General features: G+C 39.9%; 13 protein-coding genes. All 13 read right to left on the reverse strand.

What is annotated here, in order from left to right; translation table 11 throughout:
* Nucleotides 1-14: 14 nt before the first annotated feature.
* The gene (locus LKD42_RS00390; RefSeq protein ID WP_144094976.1) at nucleotides 15-1,763 is read right to left on the reverse strand and encodes an ABC transporter ATP-binding protein; all 1,749 of its coding nucleotides are present in this window, start codon (nucleotides 1,761-1,763) and stop codon (nucleotides 15-17) included.
* The gene (locus LKD42_RS00395; protein ID WP_144094974.1) at nucleotides 1,756-3,564 is read right to left on the reverse strand and encodes an ABC transporter ATP-binding protein; all 1,809 of its coding nucleotides are present in this window, start codon (nucleotides 3,562-3,564) and stop codon (nucleotides 1,756-1,758) included. Before LKD42_RS00395 ends, LKD42_RS00390 begins: the two co-directional genes overlap by 8 nt.
* Nucleotides 3,565-3,686: 122 nt before the next feature.
* Nucleotides 3,687-5,168 (reverse strand): ABC transporter ATP-binding protein, encoded by a 1,482-nt coding sequence (locus LKD42_RS00400; protein WP_144094995.1) that lies wholly within the window; start codon nucleotides 5,166-5,168, stop codon nucleotides 3,687-3,689.
* Entirely contained in the window at nucleotides 5,168-5,845 is a 678-nt protein-coding gene (locus LKD42_RS00405) for an energy-coupling factor transporter transmembrane component T family protein (protein WP_173681659.1), read from the reverse strand. The genes LKD42_RS00400 and LKD42_RS00405 overlap by 1 nt, the downstream gene beginning before the upstream one ends.
* A 3-nt stretch (nucleotides 5,846-5,848) precedes the next feature.
* The gene (locus LKD42_RS00410) at nucleotides 5,849-6,454 is read right to left on the reverse strand and encodes an MptD family putative ECF transporter S component (RefSeq protein WP_144094970.1); all 606 of its coding nucleotides are present in this window, start codon (nucleotides 6,452-6,454) and stop codon (nucleotides 5,849-5,851) included.
* A gap of 107 nt (nucleotides 6,455-6,561) precedes the next feature.
* On the reverse strand, nucleotides 6,562-7,632 hold the full coding sequence (locus LKD42_RS00415; protein ID WP_144094968.1) for a helix-turn-helix domain-containing protein: 1,071 nt from the start codon (nucleotides 7,630-7,632) through the stop codon (nucleotides 6,562-6,564).
* A 27-nt stretch (nucleotides 7,633-7,659) separates the two neighbouring features.
* The gene (locus tag LKD42_RS00420; RefSeq protein ID WP_144094966.1) at nucleotides 7,660-8,361 is read right to left on the reverse strand and encodes an alpha/beta fold hydrolase; all 702 of its coding nucleotides are present in this window, start codon (nucleotides 8,359-8,361) and stop codon (nucleotides 7,660-7,662) included.
* Nucleotides 8,362-8,695: 334 nt separating this feature from the next.
* Complete coding sequence (locus LKD42_RS00425) at nucleotides 8,696-9,793, reverse strand: saccharopine dehydrogenase NADP-binding domain-containing protein (RefSeq protein WP_144094964.1); 1,098 nt, start codon at nucleotides 9,791-9,793, stop codon at nucleotides 8,696-8,698.
* 3 nt (nucleotides 9,794-9,796) lie between these two features.
* Nucleotides 9,797-12,577, reverse strand: a complete 2,781-nt coding sequence (locus LKD42_RS00430) for a methyltransferase (protein WP_144094962.1) — start codon at nucleotides 12,575-12,577, stop codon at nucleotides 9,797-9,799.
* Nucleotides 12,577-17,307, reverse strand: a complete 4,731-nt coding sequence (locus tag LKD42_RS00435) for a non-ribosomal peptide synthetase (RefSeq protein ID WP_144094960.1) — start codon at nucleotides 17,305-17,307, stop codon at nucleotides 12,577-12,579. The genes LKD42_RS00430 and LKD42_RS00435 overlap by 1 nt, the downstream gene beginning before the upstream one ends.
* The gene (locus LKD42_RS00440) at nucleotides 17,294-18,907 is read right to left on the reverse strand and encodes a (2,3-dihydroxybenzoyl)adenylate synthase (RefSeq protein WP_144094958.1); all 1,614 of its coding nucleotides are present in this window, start codon (nucleotides 18,905-18,907) and stop codon (nucleotides 17,294-17,296) included. Before LKD42_RS00440 ends, LKD42_RS00435 begins: the two co-directional genes overlap by 14 nt.
* Nucleotides 18,908-18,913: 6 nt before the next feature.
* The gene (locus LKD42_RS00445; RefSeq protein ID WP_173681810.1) at nucleotides 18,914-19,600 is read right to left on the reverse strand and encodes a 4'-phosphopantetheinyl transferase family protein; all 687 of its coding nucleotides are present in this window, start codon (nucleotides 19,598-19,600) and stop codon (nucleotides 18,914-18,916) included.
* Nucleotides 19,590-20,336: a thioesterase II family protein gene (locus LKD42_RS00450; RefSeq protein ID WP_144094954.1), complete on the reverse strand. Its 747-nt coding sequence runs from the start codon at nucleotides 20,334-20,336 to the stop codon at nucleotides 19,590-19,592. Before LKD42_RS00450 ends, LKD42_RS00445 begins: the two co-directional genes overlap by 11 nt.
* Between the last annotated feature and the right edge of the window lie 388 nt (nucleotides 20,337-20,724).

The raw sequence follows: 20,724 nt of genomic DNA on the forward strand, positions 1-20,724 counted from the left end.
CTCCTTATTGCAAGCTAAACGCTTAACTTCCAATTTGCAGAAGCCGTCTGCAAATCGACCAGCCTGTGATATAGCCCGTTTTCCTTCATAAGTTCCTCATGGGTTCCATTTTCGACTACAATGCCATCCGACAGTACAACGATGTTATCAGCAGCTTCAACCGTTCTCATTCTATGAGCGATAATAAGAACCGTCTTTCCCTTGACCAGCTTTGAAATTGCATTTTGAATTTCTGTTTCATTGTCTACGTCAAGAGAGGCAGTAGCTTCATCCAGGAGAATAACAGGAGCATCTTTCAAAAGGGCGCGGGCGATAGAAAGGCGCTGGCACTCACCGCCAGATAATGTTGAACCGTTTTCTCCAATCACCGTCTGATAGCCGTCCGGCAATTTTGAAATAAATTCATCACACTGAGCCGCTTTAGCTGCAGCAATCACTTCCTCGTCCGTAGCGTCTTTTTTGCCAACACGAATATTCTCCATGATGGTGTTGTTAAAAAGTACAACATCTTGAAAAACGATAGAGAAATTTTTCATCAGCATGGTTGAATTGAGTGGGGCAATATCGGTTCCGCCTAAAAGTATTCTTCCTCCATCCAGCGGATAGAATTTTGCTGCCAGCTTTGCAACGGTACTTTTGCCGCCGCCGGATGGGCCGACTAATGCTGTGACTTGTCCCTGCTTTGCGGTAAATGAAACATCCCGCAGCACTGGCTTGTCTTTTTCATAAGAAAACCGGACATGGTCGAAAGTAATATCGTATCCGTTTGTGTGAATCTCAATCTCGCCGGTCTCTTCTGGGTATTCTTCAATTTCTTTCAAGCGATCCACTTGAAGTTGTACGGAAAACAGCTCTGCCATATTTGCCATTGCCCCGGAAAGCGGATCATACAGGCGGGATGCAGCAATCAAAAACAGGATATAGGTAAACAGGGATGTATCTCCATTTACCACAAGACTGTTACCCACAACAATTACCGTTGCCAAACCAAGCCGCAGGAACATCTGTCCAGTTGTCAGCAGGCTTGCTGTCGTCATTTCAGAGGAAATCTGTGCCTTTTCCGCAGCATCCATCTTCGCATCCAGTTTGCGGAGATAATCTTCCTCCTGATTGCAAGCTTTTATATCCTGTACGGTTTCCAAACATTCCTGAATGCCTTCGGCCAGTTCTAATCTAGCGTTCATGTGCTTTTTGCTAAGTTTTTCCTGGCATTTCCGGGACAGGATTACGATTGCAAAGGAAATCGGAGCTACCCAAAGAAGGGCCAGACCCATTTGCCAGTTAAAGATCAACAAGCCAATACAAACAATGCCTGTTGAGATAACAGCTCCAAAGAATTGCGGAACTGTATGGGAAAATGCGTGTTCAAAATTTGCACAGTCCCCCATAATTGTACTTGTCAGATCAGCAAGATCGCGCTGATGGAAAAAGGTCAGCGGAAGGGTACGCAATTTTTCCGCAAGGCCAATACGCCGCCGTGCGCTTTCGTCATAGGTTCCGAGATATGTTGCAGTGTACTGGCAATAGTGGAATATAAAAACTACGGCTAAAATCACTATTCCAATCACCGTGTAAACGACGGCGCTAATCTCCGGTGCAGTTGTTCCCAAAATGGGCGCAAGAAGTTGATTAAGGACGATTGCCAGCAGAATAACCGGAAACATAAGACTGATATTTGCCAGTACGGAATAAATAATTCCTTTCAGCAGGTCTTTTGCACCCTGATTGCTTAACGCATACTTGTTCTTCAATGCTTTAATCATGCTGTTCGCCCTCCTTTCCGACCTTCCATGCAATTGATGTCTGGTAATCCTTCCACATGGAGGAATAAATTCCATTTAAGTTTAATAGTTCTTCGTGTGTTCCCCTTTCTGCAATCTGTCCATCCTTAAAGACCAGAATGAGGTCTGCATCCTGTATTGTAGAAAGCCGGTGGGCTATCATCAGAACAGTTTTATTTTGGGTCAACCGCTCAAAGGCAAGCTGTATCTGATGTTCGTTCTCGGCGTCTGCAAATGCTGTGGCTTCGTCAAGCACGATAATAGGAGCATCTTTTAAGATAGCCCTTGCCAACGCAATCCTCTGGTTTTCGCCGCCTGAAAGATAAGTACCTCCTGTTCCAACGAGCGTATCAAGTCCATCCGGGAGCCGGTCAATAATATCTTTGCACTGTGCTTCATTGGCCGCTTTCATCACTTCTTCCCTGGTGGCGTCTGGACGGGCCGCCTTAATATTATTAAGTAAGGTATCTTTGAACAGGCGGGTATTCTGAAACACAAAAGCAACTCTTTTCATCAGTTCTCGTTTTTCAATATTGCGGACATCCACGCCGCCAATCGTAACGGAACCTGACTGAACATCATAAAATCGGGGGATGAGGCTTGCCGCCGTACTTTTACCACTGCCAGAAGCTCCAACAAGCGCAACCGTTTTCCCTGCTGGAACCACAAAGCTGATATGGTCTAAGGCTTTTTCTTTGGCACCTGGATAGGAAAAAGACACATCCGAAAACACAACCGAAGCGTCTGCCGGAATCATAGGATGCTCCGGCTCCTTTAATGGCTTTTCCTGCAAAATTTCGTCCACTCGGCTGACTGCGCTTTTTGCGGCCATAAGCTGCTCACTGGCAAACATGATACGGTTCATCATAGTTGCACAGACCGGGGTAAACAGACTATAAAACAGGAAATCCAGTACAACATTTTCATAAGCCGCCTGTCCGCTGATCCCAGATAGAATAAACATAACCACCGGAATGAGCAAAACAAATGTGCCGTTCAGCGTTACTGTAAATCCGGTAAGAGGAATACGACATTTCAAAGCATACCCGGAAGCAAATTTCTCATATTCTTCTATCGCTGCATGGAAATTTTTGAAGGAGTAAATTGTCTGCTGAAACACCTTTACAACAGGGATACCGCGAATGTATTCCACGGCCTCTTTGTTCATTGTTTCCAATGCGGTCATATACTTGCCCATAAACTGTGCATTATCTCCACCCATCATCTGTTTCAAAAAGATGACGCTGATCCCCATAGGTATCAGACAGCAAATTCCCAGCCGCCAGTCAAAGAGGAAAATCAAAACAATAACCGCAACCGGCATGACGGCTGCACCGGTCAAATCCGGGAGCTGATGGGCCAGGAACCCTTCTGTAAGTCCTGCATTATCATCAATGATTTTCCGCAGCTGTCCACTGGCATTTTGGCTGAAATAGCCCAACGGCAGTGTCACAATATGGTGAATTGCTGTTTTCCGCATATTGGTCGCTGTACGAAACGCCGCCAGGTGGGTACAGTTCAAAGCGATGAAATAAATTAAAATACTTGCTGCTGCAAACACGACTGCTATCCACGCATAACGAGTACTTTCCGTTGCACGAGATATATCCCCCGCAGCGAATGCCTGGATCAAATCACGGATAACAAGCCATATACAAACAAAAGGCAGCATAGAAAAAATGGTACTAATCCCGGAGAGGACACAGCCCAAAATGGTCAGAACATGGTAATTCCCTGCGTAACTGAACATTCTGGACAGCTCTCCATTTTTTTGCTTATCCATAAGCAAGGCTCCTTTCGCAATAATAGGTGGGTTAGCATTTTCTAACTCACCTATTATTATAAAATCATTCAGTTGTTTTTGCCACTCCATACAGGGCGCGCCTATCCAATCAGACACATAACTCACTGACACATGAGACAGGAATATAACCGGGGCAGACTTCCTTGCAAGGGAAATGTTTCTGCATGACCTTCATCAATGAAGTGAAGAACTCGATTACAAGTCATAGCGGCAAATTCATAGTCATGGGTAATGATTAAAATTGTCTTTCCTTTTTGAGCCAGCGCCTTCAAATGCTCGGATATTCGCACCATATTTTTGTAATCAAGACCGCTGGTGGGTTCATCTAAAATCAAAATGGGTGTATCTATCCAATCAGATACAGCAAGAGTGAGCCGTTGCTTCTGCCCGCCGGAAAGGATAGCTGGGTGCCTTTCTTTCCACTCAAACAGACCATACATTTTCAGCAGATCATCCCTCTGCTCCTGCGTGCTACCTTTTCCGTTCAAGAGTAATTCTTCCTCTACACTGTCCCCAAATAACTGGCAATCTGTATTCTGCATAACAAAATAGGCAAAGTTTTTTCGTCTGCCTTTAGAAACATCTTTCCCGCTATATAAAATCTGTCCTGCTTTTTCTTTTTGCATTCCGCAAAGGATGTTTGACAAAGTGGTTTTTCCTATTCCATTATGTCCTATAATCGCAATCAGATCACCGGCATACGCCTGAAAAGATATGTCATGGAAAACCGGATGTTTACGGTAGGAAAAAGCCAGTCCCTTTACCTCCAAAGTCACATCCTTTTCTTTCCTGGAAGGAATGTCTACTTCAATGTGGCGTAAATCCGCAGCCCGTATTCCGATATCCTTTCTTTTTGCCTCTGGCATGGAAAGCAGTTCTTCAGGTGTCCACTCTGCTTTTATGCTCCCGTTTTCCATGTAGAGGAAGCGGTCAGCAAGGCCAGTAAGATAATAAAGCCTGTGTTCAGCGACAATGATTGTGTGACCTTCTTCTTTCAGTTCACGCATCAGATTTTTCAGCGCCTCAACGGAATACATATCCAGATTGGCTGATGGTTCGTCAAACACGTAAATTTCCGGATCAACAGCGTTGACGGAGGCCACCGCTATTTTCTGCTTTTCACCGCTGGACATGGGATAAATCTCTTTCCCACGCAGCATATCTCCGTTAATGCGTTTGATGGCATTTGAAACTCGCCCATCCAATTCCTCATAAGGAACGCCGTAATTCTCACAGCCGAACGCAATTTCATCCTCTGTAATACTGGCAAAAAACTGGCTCCTGGGATCTTGAAAAATCGAGCCTACTTTTTTACCAATTTCATACAGAGGATATTCAGATATGCTACGCCCCAGCAATGTAACGCGCCCTTTCAGCGTCCCTTCGTAAAATTGTTCAGCCAATCCGTTTATCAGCCGTGTTAGTGTTGTCTTTCCACAACCACTTCCGCCAGTCAGTACAAGAAACTCGCCTTCTTTTACATCAAGGTCAATATGATGGATGCTTTCTGTTTCCGCTCCCGGATATTCAAAAGATACATCTTCAAACTGGATAACGGATCGTCTTGTCTTGAAATTTTCCATTACGCTACCGTCCTTTCCAGCACAAAATAGAGTGCTGTTACGCAAACAGCAATCACGCTCATGATCCAATCCCGTTTTTGAAATTCTATCTTTCTGCGGCAGGTATGTTTCCCTGGATTGGATATTCCCCTGCTTTCAGCAGAAGCAGCAAGTTCTTCTGCTATTCTGGATGAGCGGAAAATAACAGGTGTAACAATATACTCCATCGCGTCCAGAGGGTGTTTCCATGACAGTAGTTTCCGCAGCCGAAGGGCGGCAAAAACATCGGCGAACTCGCTACGGACGGTGGGAAAGAAGCGCAGCATAAAGGTCACGGGTAAAGCAATTCCATCGGGAGCATGTATTTTCTTGAAAACGGCCACTACTTCTCCTGGCGACATACCAATCACAGGCTGCGCCGCCATAACCATCATTAAAATACGAAGTACCATGAACAAGAACATTTCTGGCATAAGAATCGTAATGCCTTGTCCTCCTGAAATCAGCCTCAGTACAATAAAAACACCGCAGACAATCAGATATTTTATAGTCTGCCTGCCAAAGCCCTGAATAATCAGATACACACTTAAAACTCCCAAAAGCGTGTATATCAAAATGTCGCTTGTGAGCACCGCCACAAGCGACATAGTAAGAACTATGACAAGCAATTTGGTTCGGAAATCAAATTTCATGTTCATAGCTTATTTAATCGCGCCACTCTTTCTGAAGTGCTTCACAATCAGTTTGTTGCTAATCATACAGCCGAGGACGGCTAGAATAGCGGTAACAGCCAGGCTCAAAAGGACGTACTTCGGATCGGTGTAATACTGGGTCTGGACCTGAACCTGCTGCTCGCTGACACCAGTGGCAAGGAACGCATCTCTGAAAAACCAGATTTCTGACATACCATGTGCAGCACGAACCAACGCCGTGATTACCCACGAAATAGACACACGCTTAATGTCATGGTAAGCATTCTTTCCGCACATGGAAAGTTCTGCAATGATGCCGCCGCCCAAAAACCACGGAATCATAAACGGCCCCATCATCAGTCCGGCGATAATCGCCCACATGATATTGTAAACAAGGGCAGGGCCATGCTTGCCGACTTTCATGCACATGTAAATATAAAACGGCGCGAGGATAAGTGCTGCGCCAGCGGCATTGAAAATCATGGAGTAGAACAGAGAAGCGCCGGTCAGGGTTGAGTAAACCATAAATACCACGAACATAACCGCGCAGAAGATACCGATGATAGCCGCATCTTTGACAGTATATTTGTTACCTGTCGATTTTTCATTTTCCATTTGGAAATCCTCCTTTGTCTTTTAGAAAGTTAGCACTATCTAACCGGCTATTCAAAAAATAGGCCAGCTTCAAGCGTTCTTTCTGCTTTTATCTGACAAAGGATAGTTTAATATAGCTCAGACTTCTTCGCCACTCCATATAGACCGCTTCTATCCAAACGGACACTCTTTCTGAACTCTGTTGGAGAACAGCCATACATTCCCTTGAAGGCAGAAGTGAATTTGTTCGGATTTTCATATCCGATTTTGCTTGCAATCTCCGTCACTGACAACTCTGTCTCCAGCAGCAGCTTTTGAGCGACTTGAAGCCGGTAGGTACGGAGATAGGAATAAACAGAGGTTCCATAGACACCCCGGAAGCATTTTTTCAGCGCAGTTGTAGAAATCCTAAATTTTTGAGAAAGCTGCTCAATCGTGTGGTGTGTCGTTAAATCCTCCGTGATATATGATGCTACTGCCTTAATCAAGGCAACTTGATTTTGATTGAAATAATCCGTCTGCAAAACCTCTTCTGCTGTATTGAGGTCACTTAAAAACAGAAGCAGTTCCAGCATTTTAATTTTCATGTATCCCGGTTTTCTCTTTTCCCGGACATGATAGAGTTCCGAAAAAATATGTTCAATAGACGGGTTAGCCCGCATAATGCAGCAGCGGTTACCTTCACATATATACTTTTGTATGTAGTGCAAATCAATATTTAGTAACTCCATGATTCGCCGCACCTCCGGCAACAACTCATCCAAATTGATGATAATGGAAATGCCGTGATAGTGGTTCAGCGGAAAACACGAATTTGACTTTTTCTTCATCATTGAGCTGATGGATAGATCGCCTTCCGCCATATAACAGCAACTGTTTTCACCAAAACTGCACTCGAAACGTCCAATCAAACAGTGGTTAATCTCTATCATATTTTTTACGGTGGCCTGGTTTTGGTTGCAATATTCCATGTGCATATCGTTATAGTAAAGCTCTATTCCTGTAAACACTCTATAAACCGTAATTTCCCCATGTCCAGTTTCATTTGAAAGCTGATAAGTCATCCCTGTAATATTCTTTTTTTCTACCTTTTGTATATTTCCATATATTTTTTTTCCTGACATATCTTGACATTTGGTGTTATTATGAATTAACAGTTTAAGTGTGTCAGAAATTTCTTGTCGATCTTCATTTTGCATGATACCATTCCTCTCTTGGTATATTTTTCAATTTTCCAATAAAATTTTTGCAACTTCTTCTGGATGACTAATCATAACATCATGTGGCGCCGTAAGTTTAATAATGGATTTTATATTTCCAATGTTATTCATATATACTCTTTGCTGTTTTGGATTTAGAGCCCTATCTTTTGTTGGCAAAATCCATTTTATTGAAGTTTCTAGTTTACACTCATTTATTCTTTCAAAAAGCAGATTTGTACTTTCTCCACATAAGCTACTATACAACTTTTCTCGTTGCTTTTTATTCATCCCATTTCCAAAAATGGCTAATGCTAAAATTTTAGGGAACCTTTTTACCACCTGAATTTTTCCTGCACAAAATGAAGCGAATGAATGTAACGGTCCCTTCAGAATATCTGACATAGTTTCTCCAGCAGCTGGTATACAACAAGCAACACAATAGATACTCTCTATTTGTTCTTTTCCAATCTTCTTATATGTATCATATATAAAAATTCCCGCCATGGAATGAAATACTAATGTTAATTTTTCATCAGTTTCTCCTATTTGATTAATTATACTTTCTACACAAGTTGTCACGTTGATGTCTTTTAACCGTTCTATATCTGTTTCATTATGTCCTGGAAGTAAAACAGATGTGACCTTTTTTCCATTCTTCCTCAATATCTGTTCCACATCATGCCAACACTTATTATTATGAAAACCTCCATGTATTAATACATACATAGTTCTCCTCCTTATGATATCTCGTGTATACCAGCCGCAAAGCCAGTAAACACGGCACTTTTACTTCGAGTACACCGTACTCCAACTGTTCCTTCTTCCCTAGATGTAGGGTATTTGACCTCACATGCCCTGTAAAGGGCGCTACGCACCGCTAAGCGGCTTTGCCCTTGACAGGCTATATTCGCCCAAATCATGGGCATTCAAGGAAGAAAGGATAACTTTATGCACCACAACATATAGTTAGAGTACGCTTTTTCTTTTGACCGTACTCTAACTGGCTTTTACATCAGTTCGAGTACTTCGAGTACTATATTTTTGGTACACGAGTTATCTTTCACAGTATACCTGTTTCTTCGCTTTCTTCGTAAACAGCAGAAACTTCCTGCGTTTCCTTTATGAACACACCTTCTTCTTGCAATTTTTCAAATACATATTGCATCTGAATAGTCTCATATGCGTTCCAAATTCCGCTTTTTCTTTTTGTTTGAGCACTCCTAATAGCTAGCAACGCTGCTACTATTCCTGTCATTTTATACGCAGAGGTATTTGATATCTCTAATTTTACTAATATCTGCCCGACTTCTGCGTCATCTGAATTAAAAGATATAATATTCCAATGCTCCGTACTTTTCCTTGTGATTTCTTCAAACTCTTGGATCTCTGTAGCAATATCATTTCTCTGTAGCAACTTCTGATATGCCTTCTTCATAATAGCCATATGCTCTTTATTGGGCAATATATTATACCAACGTATTGTCTCTAAATCATTCTCTTTTGCAATCTGGAGAATTTCATCCGGCAAAAACAGTGCAATATTTTTCGTTTTTTGAAGTTGTGGGATATATATTTCTTCTATCTCTTTTCTTTTAGGCACTTTTATTTGACCGTGTTTCCAATATGCATTTTCTATTCCAAACCCATATAAACAGCTATATAGCAAATCTTCTGCTGCTCCAGCGCCTATCGGCTCGTAACTTCCTGCCATGCCCTTCCACTTCTTAATGCTCGGATATTTCTTTACCAGATAGTTCATTGCTATACCTGTTAGGCCAGGATAAACCCCTGCTCCTAATATATAGCATCCTGAATTTACTATATCTCTATTTACAAGCTCTTTCTTTAATTTGCCTGTTCCATACGTATCAATATATATTGCCCCTACTTCATGTGCCATAAACGCCAGGTTTAAATTTATGTTTCTACTAGAGCCTATACAATTTATTATTATTTTACAGTCTCTGCAAAATTCAAATAACTTTTGTTTATCCTGTATATCTACGAACTGCCACCTGAGCCGTCCGTTAAAAAGGAAGGGTATAGTTTTCCTATACCCTGCTTTCACTATATACCCTGTATTCCTTACCAAGTAATCACATACTAACTGTCCCACTTTACCACTAGCACCTAAAATACCTATTAGTGATCTTTCCATGTTTTATATTCCCTCAATTATCAGATTAATGTTTTCTTTTATGTATGGAAATTCCATACAGGATATGTGGTCACCTTGTACCTCCCCAGTCACTATATCCTTTACTTTTGATTTTCTCCACACCATATCATCTTCTGAAAATCCATCAATCATATTTATAAAAAAATTTTCCGTCTGATTACAGCACCTTAAAAGCTTTATATTTCCACAATAATCCGTCACTTCATAATATAAAGCCGCCAACAAATTATGCTTAAAGATTTCAAAAAGTACCTCTCTATCTTCTTTATTCTCGGCATGTCTCACTTTACCTTCTCTGGCGCTAAACAAACTTCTCAAACGCTCTTGGTGAGAGCTTTCTAACAATTTTTGACACATATTTGCAACCTCTTGATACTCCCCTGTCAATTCAACTAATTTTTCTTCTACAAACTTTCCTTTTTGACAAATAACACGAATAGCCTCCATAAGCTTGGTATCTGTTATCGTAAATCCACTTTTACGGACATCTGCACCTATAAGCCGCCCAAATACCTTTTCTAATATCAAGTTCGATTGTAATATTTGAAAATTTTCCTCCCGCTTTTTATCATCTCCATCATAAATATTCGTACTAATCATAGTAACCAAATCAACCTCTGTACCTTGTTTTAAAAGTTCCTTAGCTGTCTCTATCGCAATCAGTCCACCAATACAATGACCAATAAAGTATAACTTATAATCCTTGTATTTTATTAACAACTCAGCATACTTTTTCCCTAATTCAACAAATAGATGTTCAACTGGAAGTTGCAAATACTGATCCTGTTCTATACAAGGAATCCCCAGTATCGTATACTTAAATTCCCTTTCCCTTAAAATTTTTATCATATCAAGATAGGGTACTAAAGACCCTGTTCCAGCATGAAAAATCACATAAACAATCCTGCTTTCAGATGTCCCTTCAATGAGAGTAGTAATCGCCTCATGACTCTTTTCTTTTGTTTCAATTTTATCCGCCATCTCTGCAATTGTAGGTGTTTCTAATATTTCTCTCATCAAGTCGCCCCAACTCCAAGCTTTCGTCTCCGGAAGACTATCCCACATTTTTGCTATTATCTGAGATAATAATAACGAATCACCACCTATTGCGAAAAAATTTTCATGGCGTCCTATGCTTTCCTTATTTAACACTTCTCCCCATATTTCTTCTAGTTGCATTTCAAGTTCTGTTTTTGGTTGCTCAACACTTACTGTTTTCTCTTTTGTTTTCGGAAGCTTATTCATTAATTTTCCATTATTTAAAAATGGTACTATTTTAATTTCATTTGGCAACTCATATTCTTCTAGTTGCTGCTTTAAATACGCACGCAATTCTTTTGTATTTATCTCCATATGATGGTTCTGGACTCCCAAAACAAAAATTCCCTGCCCCAGACCGAAAAAAGCCTCTCCTTCTTCAGGATACGCCGCAACAATATCTAACCCTACCTGTCCGAACATATACTCCCATTGCTTGCGTTCAAAAAAGGTACTATCATCTTCATTCCTAAAATCATCAAAATCACTCAGTCCATCATTAAATTCAATAGATGTCAACAAATAATAAGGTTCTTTTATTGCATCTAAAATAACTAATAGCCCTTCTTCATTTATTAGTCCCCTTAACTGTTGCAACACAGATATTCCGTTTTTAGCATTATGCAGAACATTGGCACAGATAATTAGATCAAACTTGTTTTCTTCCATACCACCTTTATTAATATCAAAAATTTTATATTTAATCCAATTTTTTCCCCGATACCGTTCCTTCGCTTTATTCAAAAAATATGTAGATACGTCTGTATAATAATATTCTACATTTTGCTCTGATAGTCTTTCGATAATACCATCACTGGTTCCACCAACCCCTGCCCCCACTTCTAAAATCCGGAAAACTTTACCCTTCTTCTCAGAATACGCTTCCAAAACTGCACACTCAGCCATGTGGTTTAGTATTTTACTTGACAACGTTTTCTGATATGTATCAACTGCCGTCGTCATTTCACCATGTGGAAAGAGTAATTCTAATGGAGCAATTTCATTTCGAAATAATTGCGTTAGGCTTTTACTGCATTTTTCTAAATACCTTACAAAACCTTCTCCATAATTTAGTTGTTTTTCCACCCCCCATAAATAATCCCATTCCGCAGCCACATCAACTTTCCAACTTTTAGAGGTTCTACAAAAACCGTCCTGTTCTTCCTTGATAAAATTTTCGTTTTCGAAAATTTTAAGCCAACGTCTAAAAAAGCGTTTGTATTTATCAGCAACCCCTATCTTACTCTCCATTTCTTCTACCGTGAAGTGCTGTCCCTCTGCTACAAAAAAATCATGCTCCAGCATTACCTTCCACATTTCGCCAAGAGCTACTCTTTCTGCCGTTTCTATCCATTGCTTTAGTACAGTAGCATCGATATCAGCATTTTCGCTTTTCCAAATTTCTGACATTTTTTCATTCAAAAAAGCCAAATTATATATTTTATAATTCTGTCGTATCAGCTCTGGTTCTACCTGGAGTAGAAGCCCTTCTTCTCCCCATTTAGCTTCTGCTACTCTTATTTTATCATTTCTCTCCGCAACCTCCACTATGCGTTCACACACTTTTCTTTTTAAAAATTCTACAATTTTGACCTTATTTTGCCGTATCTCTCCTGCCAGTCCTGACGATAATGCACCTTTAGGTGCTCTATAATGCAATTCTCCGTCTAAACCAATCCATAATTTTATTTTTCTTTCATTTATTTTTTCTATCAATTCTTGCATCACAAAATTCCCTCCTGATAATTATTATCTTCACTTATTAAAAAATCTCCATTTTCTATAAGCCAATCCAGAAGATTAGAATACTTATATATCATATTTTCTATCTGTGTTTCATCAAGTAATCCTTGCAAATAGTCCCAATTTAAATACAATGCACCTTGTCTCTCTTGGATTTGGTAATCCAACCACACTTGAGGCGTTTGTGTAATATTGTAACAAATTTCTCCGAAAAGATTATCATTTTCATTTTCCATACCTAGAGTGCTGGTATACACAAATGGAATACCATACCGGAATTTCTTTCCGTCATATTTTGATAATTCCCTCTGGAATTTGATACCGCTAAAATCAGAATGTTCCAGATCTTTCATCAGTTGATTCTGTATTTCATGAGCCAATTCGATAAAAGTCTTTTTCTCATCTATCTTTATTTCAAGCAGTATGTTTCCTGTAAAGTCTCCGATAGTATGTCTTAGTTCCTTACTCAAATTCCATCTTTTATCAATCGTAATATTTAAAGCAAAATGATTACTCCCACTCTCTTCCCATAACATAAGTGCATATGCTGTGAGAAGTATATTTGAGGCTGTAATGTTTTGCTTTTCACCGATCTTTTTCAGCAGCTCCCATTTATGTTTTGTCATTTCTTTTGTATACCTTTTAAAGACTTGCTTAGTAATTTCCTGTGGCATTTTCTTAGTCGGGATTTTCGGATACGCCGGAAAGTGGCTGATTCTGCTTTCCCAATATTCTTGGTCTTTAAGCAACATATTTCTCTCATTCATTGCACACACATAGTCTCTAAAACTTACGGATTCTAATTTGCTTTTATTATTTCCCACATATCGCTGTGTCCACTGATATAAAATTGACAAAACACTTCTTGCGTCCATAATCAAATTATCTATTCCGACATGTACTATGTTCTTATCCTGGCATATAGAAACACGTATATCAAATAAAGGCCATTGAGATGCTTCCATTATTTGTTGCGACATATCGTCCCTAATAGATTCAACTGTTTCTTTGCCATCCAGGTCTGTATTATATACTTTTAAATTGTAATAAGGTACGCTTTCCAAAACCTTCTGTCTCTTTCCATCTTTTGAAAAGACCAATCTAAGTGCATCGTTCTCTATGATCAGTTCATTCCAAGCCCTCTCTAATCGTTCTATAGAAAGATTTTTGCTGACTATTTCATAATAACAATAAGAAGACACATTTCCTAATGCATATACATTTTGCCGGCCTATCCAATACGCATATTGCATTTCAGTAGTCAGAAATTCTTGAAAACGTTCCTGCTCGTTGTGCTGAACTACCTCTATATTAGGCTTTCTTTTCTCTTTTATACTAGAAATTCTTTTTGCTAGGGATTCTACTGTATTATTTTCAAATATGATTCCAATACTAACTTTAACACCAAATTCTGCCTCTATTTCTGCAGTCATTCTAACCGCTAATAAGGAATCGCCACCGCATACAAAATAATTATCCTTTTTCGTAATATTATCATTACCAAGCAACCGCTTCCATATCTTCAGCATCCTTGTTTCGCATGGTGTAAGCTTCTCCTCATTTTCTATATTTCTATCCTCATGCGCTTTTATCCATCGTACTACTTCCTTTCTATCTTGTTTCGCATTTTTTCCAACTGGAAGTTTATCCTCAAATATTATTTTTGTCGGGAGCATATAAACAGGAAGCTTACTTTTTAAATTTTGCATAAGGAACTCCTCATTTATATTGGGGCTCTCTTTTACAACAACTGCCACCAACATATTTTTTCGATTATTGTGTTCTACTGCACACACTATACTTTTTTTAACCCCAGCGATTTTATTTAAGATTGCTTCAATTTCTCCTAATTCAATCCTATGCCCTTTTACCTTTACCTGGAAATCCCGCCTTCCTCTATATTCTATTGTTCCGTCGTTCCAGAAGCATCCATTATCACCTGTCCGATACCAACGTCCAAAGCAATCCATAATATACTTTTGTTTTGTTAATACCTCATCCCCTCTATAACCTTTTCCTACTCCCTCACCTCCAATCCATAATTCTCCTTCTACCCAAAACGGACAATCTCTTCCGAAGTCATCCACTACTCTATATGCCTGATTCTCTAACGGTCTTCCATAGGGAATAGTTTTCCAGTTTTCTGGAAGTGGCAGTTTCACTATCTGTTCATTTGACCAAATGCCTGTTTCTGTCGTTCCCCCTAAAACAATCAATGTCCCATCTTCTACAGCCTCATAAAACATATCAACCATATACAATAATGTCCAATCACCTGAATAAAAAGCCGTACGGAAAGGAATTTTTTCCTTTTTTTGAGCTTTCCAGCATTCAAATAACATCTCTCCTAAAATCGGCACTGAATTCCAACGCGTAATATGATATTCGAATATCATTTTTAACCAATAATCGGGATTTTTACTTTCTGATTCAGGAATTAAAATTATTTTCCCACCTGCGCTTAATAAACCAAATTGGTCATATACGGATAAATCAAAATCTAAAGCTGAAACTGCTAAAATTGCGTCTGTCTGGTCTACACAATATTTACGATTTATATACTCTATAGTATTCCAAGCATTAGCATGTGACATTTCAACCCCTTTGGGCTGTCCCGTAGATCCAGAAGTCATAATAATATAGGCCGAATCTTCCGGATATATTTTCGGATAATTTTCCAACAGTTCATTTTCCAACAGCTTTTCTACACACCAAATCTCCACATTCTCCGGCCATTCTATCTGCTTTTCTTTTTCTGCTGTAGTAATTACATAATGAATATCTGTTTTTTCATGTATTAATTTCCGTCTTTCAGAAGGTTGTTCGCAACTAACCGGCACGTAAACATTTCCTGATATCAGAACAGCAAGAACAGCCACAATCTGTTCATAACCTCTTGGTATTGTAATTGCTATACTTTCTTCTTTTATATTCCGCTTAATAATTCCTGCTGCTACTCTCTGTGCCATTTCCTTTAATCTACTGTAGGAAATCTCTAACTCTTTTCCAGTATCTATTATTGCAATACGTTCTGGACTACGTTCGACATTTTCGAAAAATTCCTGAAATAATACTTTCTGTTCAGAAGCAGCTGGTATTGTACATTCCTTTCTCACAAAGTTCTTCTGTCTTTCTGGTAGTACATCAAATCTTTGGTTCCAATCTTCTTTCCTCAAATTATGTAAGAGCTGTTCAAAACTTGTCAGCATATCATCTATCATATCTTCTGGAAAAAGTTCATCTATCGTATCCCATGTAAGCTGTACTCCATTTTCATCCTCATAACTTTGGAAATCATTCCATACCTGTGGTGTCTGAGAAATCATGTACGAAAAGCTTCCAAAGTTTTCCGTAAAAGTACTATTTACCAATTCAGTTCCAAGATTACACGCAAATACAATTGGTGCAATAGCAGAAATGTCCCCATACATCTGTGTCAAATCTCTTTGAACCTGTACGCCGGAATAAGTGGTATATTTCATATCTTCATGTAATTGCTTCTGTATCCTGTCTAAAAGCTCAAGAAAAGTAGGGTTCCCCTCACAATTAATTTCTAAAAGTAGTAGCGTAGTAAAATCTGCGATTACATCCTCTAATCCCTTATATTCTGTCTTCCTATTAAAAAATGGTATGTTAATCAAAAAACTCTTATTTTTACTCCAACGTTCTAAAATTGCAGAATATGCAGTAAGCAAAAGCATTGCCGGTGTGGTTTGATACTCTTTTGCCCGTCTCTGTAAACAATCCCATTCTTCTTTTCCAATCCTCACGACTCTTCTATGAAATACCGGATTCTTTACTTCTTCTGGTCGTTTCGCTAATGGCATATCTGGTCCCTGAGGCAAATTTTTAAGACGAGCAGACCAGTACTCCTTCGCTTTTTTCCGTTCTTCTCTATCTTCCACATTTTGTTGCTCTAAATAGGCAGCAAAATTCCAATCTTTGGATTCTTCCGGTAATTCAACTCCACTGTAAACCATGGCCAAATCACGCAATAATATTTGAAGACTCTGCACATCTGCAATTAACAAGTCCAAATCTATATGCAATCTTGTCTTATTTCCTGGAAGCAAGGTAAGTTCTAGACCCGCAACTTCTCCTTCCTCTATCTTTAATTTCCGGTGTGACAAACGGCGTCTTACAGCCTGTGCTTCTTGTTCAGCTTCTGTCTCTGTTAATAACGAAAAATCGTTAATTTTTATCTTTTCAGAGTATGGTTTACTCTCTATTTTTTGCATCCCATTTTCAGAAAAACTAGCTCGCAACATAGGATGATGATACTGTATCCGACTCCAAGCTTCTTGAAGGCGTTCAGGGACAACTCCATATCCATCAAATTCCAAATATGCATGGCAGCCAATTCCCCCTAATACCTGGTTATCCTCTCTTCCTACCCAATAAGCGTACTGCACATCTGTTAAAGGAAATGGCTTCCGCATATCTCTTTCCATTATGATATCCCGTTTTTCTGCTTTTGCTTTCTTTCCCTTTTTCTTCGTACCTTTCTGAATAATCTTCCACCATTCTTTCAGGGTTGGATGCTCCATCAGGGTTCCAAAAGCAACCTTTACTCCCTGTTTTCTCCACTGGTTGACCAGCCTCATGATCACGATAGAGCTAAGTCCTAGCTCTAAAAGATTTTCAGAATCTCCAAATTCTTTCTGTACCGGCAATTTCTGTTTGATCTGTTCTTTTACTTCACTGTATTCCATCTCTATAATCTCCTCGTTTTTCCTGTGCCATCTGTACTAACACTTTTTTATCTACTTTTCCCACACTGGTCAACGGCCATTTTTCTATAATCTCTACCTGATCCGGCAGTTTATAAGACGCAACACCAATTTCTTTCAAAAACTGGTGTACAGCCTGTACATCCAGCGCATTTCCTTTTTCCGTCAAAATAAACGCACATATCCGGTTTCCTAATGTCTCATCCGGCACGCCTACAACAGCGGCTTCCTTAATGTCTGAGTGTTTACACAAATATGCTTCTATTTCCGCAGGCATGATCTTTTCTCCTGCCCTGTTAATCTGTTCTTTGATTCTTCCTCCCATGCGGAGGTGCCCCTTTCCCGTCCACATGGCTTTGTCCCCCGTCCGGTAGAAGCCATCTTCTGTAAAACTTGTCCTATTGGTTTCTTCCGCCATATAATATCCGTCAATCGTATAAGGCCCTCTCGACAACAATTCTCCAAAAACTCCTGTCGGTACTTCCTCATCGTTTTCATCTACGATTTTTACTTCATCTGCAGGAGATACCGGAGTGCCCTGACATCTTGCTATTACGGTCACATCATCATCCGGGCTGGTAAAAGATAGAAGCCCCTCCGCAGTCCCAAACACCTGCATCAGTGTACACGGCCATTCTTCTATAATCTTATCTGCAAGGGAGTCTTCAAGCATCGCTCCTCCCACCTGTAAAATCTTCAGGCTGGAAATATCATAGTCCTCATCGTATTCCAGCATTTCCATACACACCGTAACCATGGCCGGAACTAGGGCTGTAATGGTTACTTTCTCCTCAGTAATCGCCGTCAGGATATCATCCGGACTGGTTGTTGGCGCCAATACAACTTTTCCTCCTATATCAAAGGTTCCCAACAACCCCGGACAGCAAAGTGGAAAATTATGCGCTACCGGAAGCGCCGCAAGATAAACACTGCTTTCATCCAACTGACAGCGCTTTGCTGACATTCTTGCATTGTACATATAGTCTGTATGGGTTCGGGGAATCAGCTTGGGAACACCGGTCGTACCGCCAGACAACAGCAATACTGCCGTGCTATAACTGTCTACTTCCGGAAATACTCCCTGTCTCTCTGTTTCCGCCTCATACCATGCTCCCCTTTGCGTTCCATCTACAAAAACATTTTGTATGCACGGGAATTTTTTCTGCATAGCCATTGCCATTTCCACATAATAAAAACCCAGGTATCTTTCAGCTACAATGTATGCTGACGGCTTTGCAAGCGCTATGATTCCTTCTAATTCTGTTTCTCTGTGGGCTGGCAACATCATAATCGGTACTGCCCCAATCTTTGCAAGAGCAAAGAGAACCACGACAAATGAAATCCGGTTCGGTAACTGCACCAGAACTTTATCTCCTTTTTGAATCCCCTTCTCCATAAAATATTGGCCTGTACCGATTGCTTTCTGATTCAATTCCGAATAGGTAATTTCCTCCTCGCTGTCTGTGACCGCTATCCTGTTTCCATATCGTATTGCCCATTTATCAAGTTGCATTCCTAGGCTTAACTTTTCCCAGCCTTCTAGATTTTCATATTGTGCCATATTCTTTTTGTAGCCTGCCATTTTGTATTACCTTCCTTTCTCCTGTACCGCCGCATATGCGGCATAATCTTTTATCAGAATCGGATATAATTTCCATCCAGATTTTACTTTTCCATTTTCTATAATCCTGTTCCCCCTGACAGAAAAGAAGCCCATTCCCCGATTTAAGCCGATTCCCAACGCTTTGAGATATGCCTCTTTTGCTGCCCAGTAATGATAGAACCGTTCGGAATTTCCCGCTTCCCGGATTTCCGCCGCTTCTTCTGTTGCAAAAAACTTTTCGGCAATTTCCATATATTCAGGAATTTCTCCTATTTTCTGCACATCGATTCCCACAGCCTGTTGGCAAGCAAATATTGTCAGTACCCATTCTCCAGAATGCGAAAGGTTAAATGTGATTTCCTTTTGTCCAGGCGGCGCTTTCCAGTACAGTTTCCCGTATTTTCCTTTTCTCAAAACAATCTTGTCCACGCCTGAATATTCTTTCAATAACATTCTCACAGCAATCTTTCCTGTAAGGTAACGCATCTGATCTTCATAAAAATGATAATGTTTCACTTTCTGGTATTCTTCCTTTTCCAAAAGAGGCTTATGCCACTCCCAAAATGTTTCCAGTTCTCTCCATCGGAGTTTCCAGATGTGTACCTCCCCTGTATGCAGTTCCAGCTTTCCCATATGCATAAGTTCCCGGTTTCCGTATGATTCAATTTTCATCTGGAACACCCAGAAGGCATTTCTGTACTTCTGACAGGACATCTTCTTCCTGTTCCCGGATGTAAAAATGCCCACCTTCAAACATATGGCAGTGGAAAGCCCTCTTTGTATATTTTCTCCACTCTTTCATCGCTTCTTCATCTGCTTCGCGGTCTTTCCGTCCTCCAAATGCTTCAATCGGGCTTTGCAAGACAGTAAGTTTCTTATCATGATAGGTTTCGTCCATCGTAAAATCAGCCCGCAGCATAGGCAAAAAGAAATCCAGAAGTTCCTGATTCTCCAGTATTTCCTTTGGTGTCCCTTCGAATCTTCCGAGCGCTTTTTTAAATTCATCGTCAGGAAGATGATAGATTGGATTTCGTTCTGGGATACTTGGGATACGGCTTCCGGACACCAAAAAACATTGGGCTGTCTTTCCTCTCTTTTCCAGTCTTTTTTCTAACTCATAGGCAATCTTTCCGCCCATACTGTGTCCCCAAAATGCATATGGTCCCCGTATGCATTTCCATATAGTTTCTTCCAATTCATCCAGCATATCTGTCATATTGTTATATGGCTTCTCCATAATCCTCTCTTCCCTTCCTGGAAGTTGAATCGGACAAACGGTTACTTTGTCTTTCATTTTTTGAACCCAAGAGTTGTATGCAGACGCTCCTCCTCCAGCAAAGGGAAAACAAAATAACGTAGCCCTATCTGGACGTATTTGATTATAATTTTTTACTAATTTAATGTTCATCGGCACTCCTTATTCAATAATCTTTCATATTAACAATCAGCATGTTCGAAGCAGCTAATTTTAATTAGTTTTTTCTAGCCTATGTATAAAATATATATATGCAAATTCCTTTCTTCAATTATTTATAGACTAACTGTTGACATAATCATGCCTCGGCTCTTTTAGTTAGTCGCAACTTACTTTATTATATCATCATTTTTCCGAACTATCAATATGCTTTCTAATTATTCCAGCCTAATTCGGGATAAGATTTCCGTTTTTTTATATTTTAAATTGTTCTCAAATTTCCATCCGATTTGGCTTTATATTAGATGCCACTCTTCCAGAGCAAGTTTCGCAACGTAGCACAATAACCCTTTCCGGGCTATTGACCACTTGCAACTTGATG

This window comes from Hominisplanchenecus faecis, from assembly GCF_020687205.1.
Lineage (GTDB): Bacteria > Bacillota > Clostridia > Lachnospirales > Lachnospiraceae > Hominisplanchenecus > Hominisplanchenecus faecis.

What these genes read in the sequence shown, in the direction of transcription:
- LKD42_RS00390 (WP_144094976.1), bottom strand. Translation starts at nt 1,763, where the DNA reads ATGATTAAAGCATTGAAGAACAAGTATGCGTTAAGCAATCAGGGTGCA.
- LKD42_RS00395 (WP_144094974.1), bottom strand. Translation starts at nt 3,564, where the DNA reads ATGGATAAGCAAAAAAATGGAGAGCTGTCCAGAATGTTCAGTTACGCA.
- LKD42_RS00400 (WP_144094995.1), bottom strand. Translation starts at nt 5,168, where the DNA reads ATGGAAAATTTCAAGACAAGACGATCCGTTATCCAGTTTGAAGATGTA.
- LKD42_RS00405 (WP_173681659.1), bottom strand. Translation starts at nt 5,845, where the DNA reads ATGAACATGAAATTTGATTTCCGAACCAAATTGCTTGTCATAGTTCTT.
- LKD42_RS00410 (WP_144094970.1), bottom strand. Translation starts at nt 6,454, where the DNA reads ATGGAAAATGAAAAATCGACAGGTAACAAATATACTGTCAAAGATGCG.
- LKD42_RS00415 (WP_144094968.1), bottom strand. Translation starts at nt 7,632, where the DNA reads ATGCAAAATGAAGATCGACAAGAAATTTCTGACACACTTAAACTGTTA.
- LKD42_RS00420 (WP_144094966.1), bottom strand. Translation starts at nt 8,361, where the DNA reads ATGTATGTATTAATACATGGAGGTTTTCATAATAATAAGTGTTGGCAT.
- LKD42_RS00425 (WP_144094964.1), bottom strand. Translation starts at nt 9,793, where the DNA reads ATGGAAAGATCACTAATAGGTATTTTAGGTGCTAGTGGTAAAGTGGGA.
- LKD42_RS00430 (WP_144094962.1), bottom strand. Translation starts at nt 12,577, where the DNA reads ATGCAAGAATTGATAGAAAAAATAAATGAAAGAAAAATAAAATTATGG.
- LKD42_RS00435 (WP_144094960.1), bottom strand. Translation starts at nt 17,307, where the DNA reads ATGGAATACAGTGAAGTAAAAGAACAGATCAAACAGAAATTGCCGGTA.
- LKD42_RS00440 (WP_144094958.1), bottom strand. Translation starts at nt 18,907, where the DNA reads ATGGCAGGCTACAAAAAGAATATGGCACAATATGAAAATCTAGAAGGC.
- LKD42_RS00445 (WP_173681810.1), bottom strand. Translation starts at nt 19,600, where the DNA reads ATGAAAATTGAATCATACGGAAACCGGGAACTTATGCATATGGGAAAG.
- LKD42_RS00450 (WP_144094954.1), bottom strand. Translation starts at nt 20,336, where the DNA reads ATGAACATTAAATTAGTAAAAAATTATAATCAAATACGTCCAGATAGG.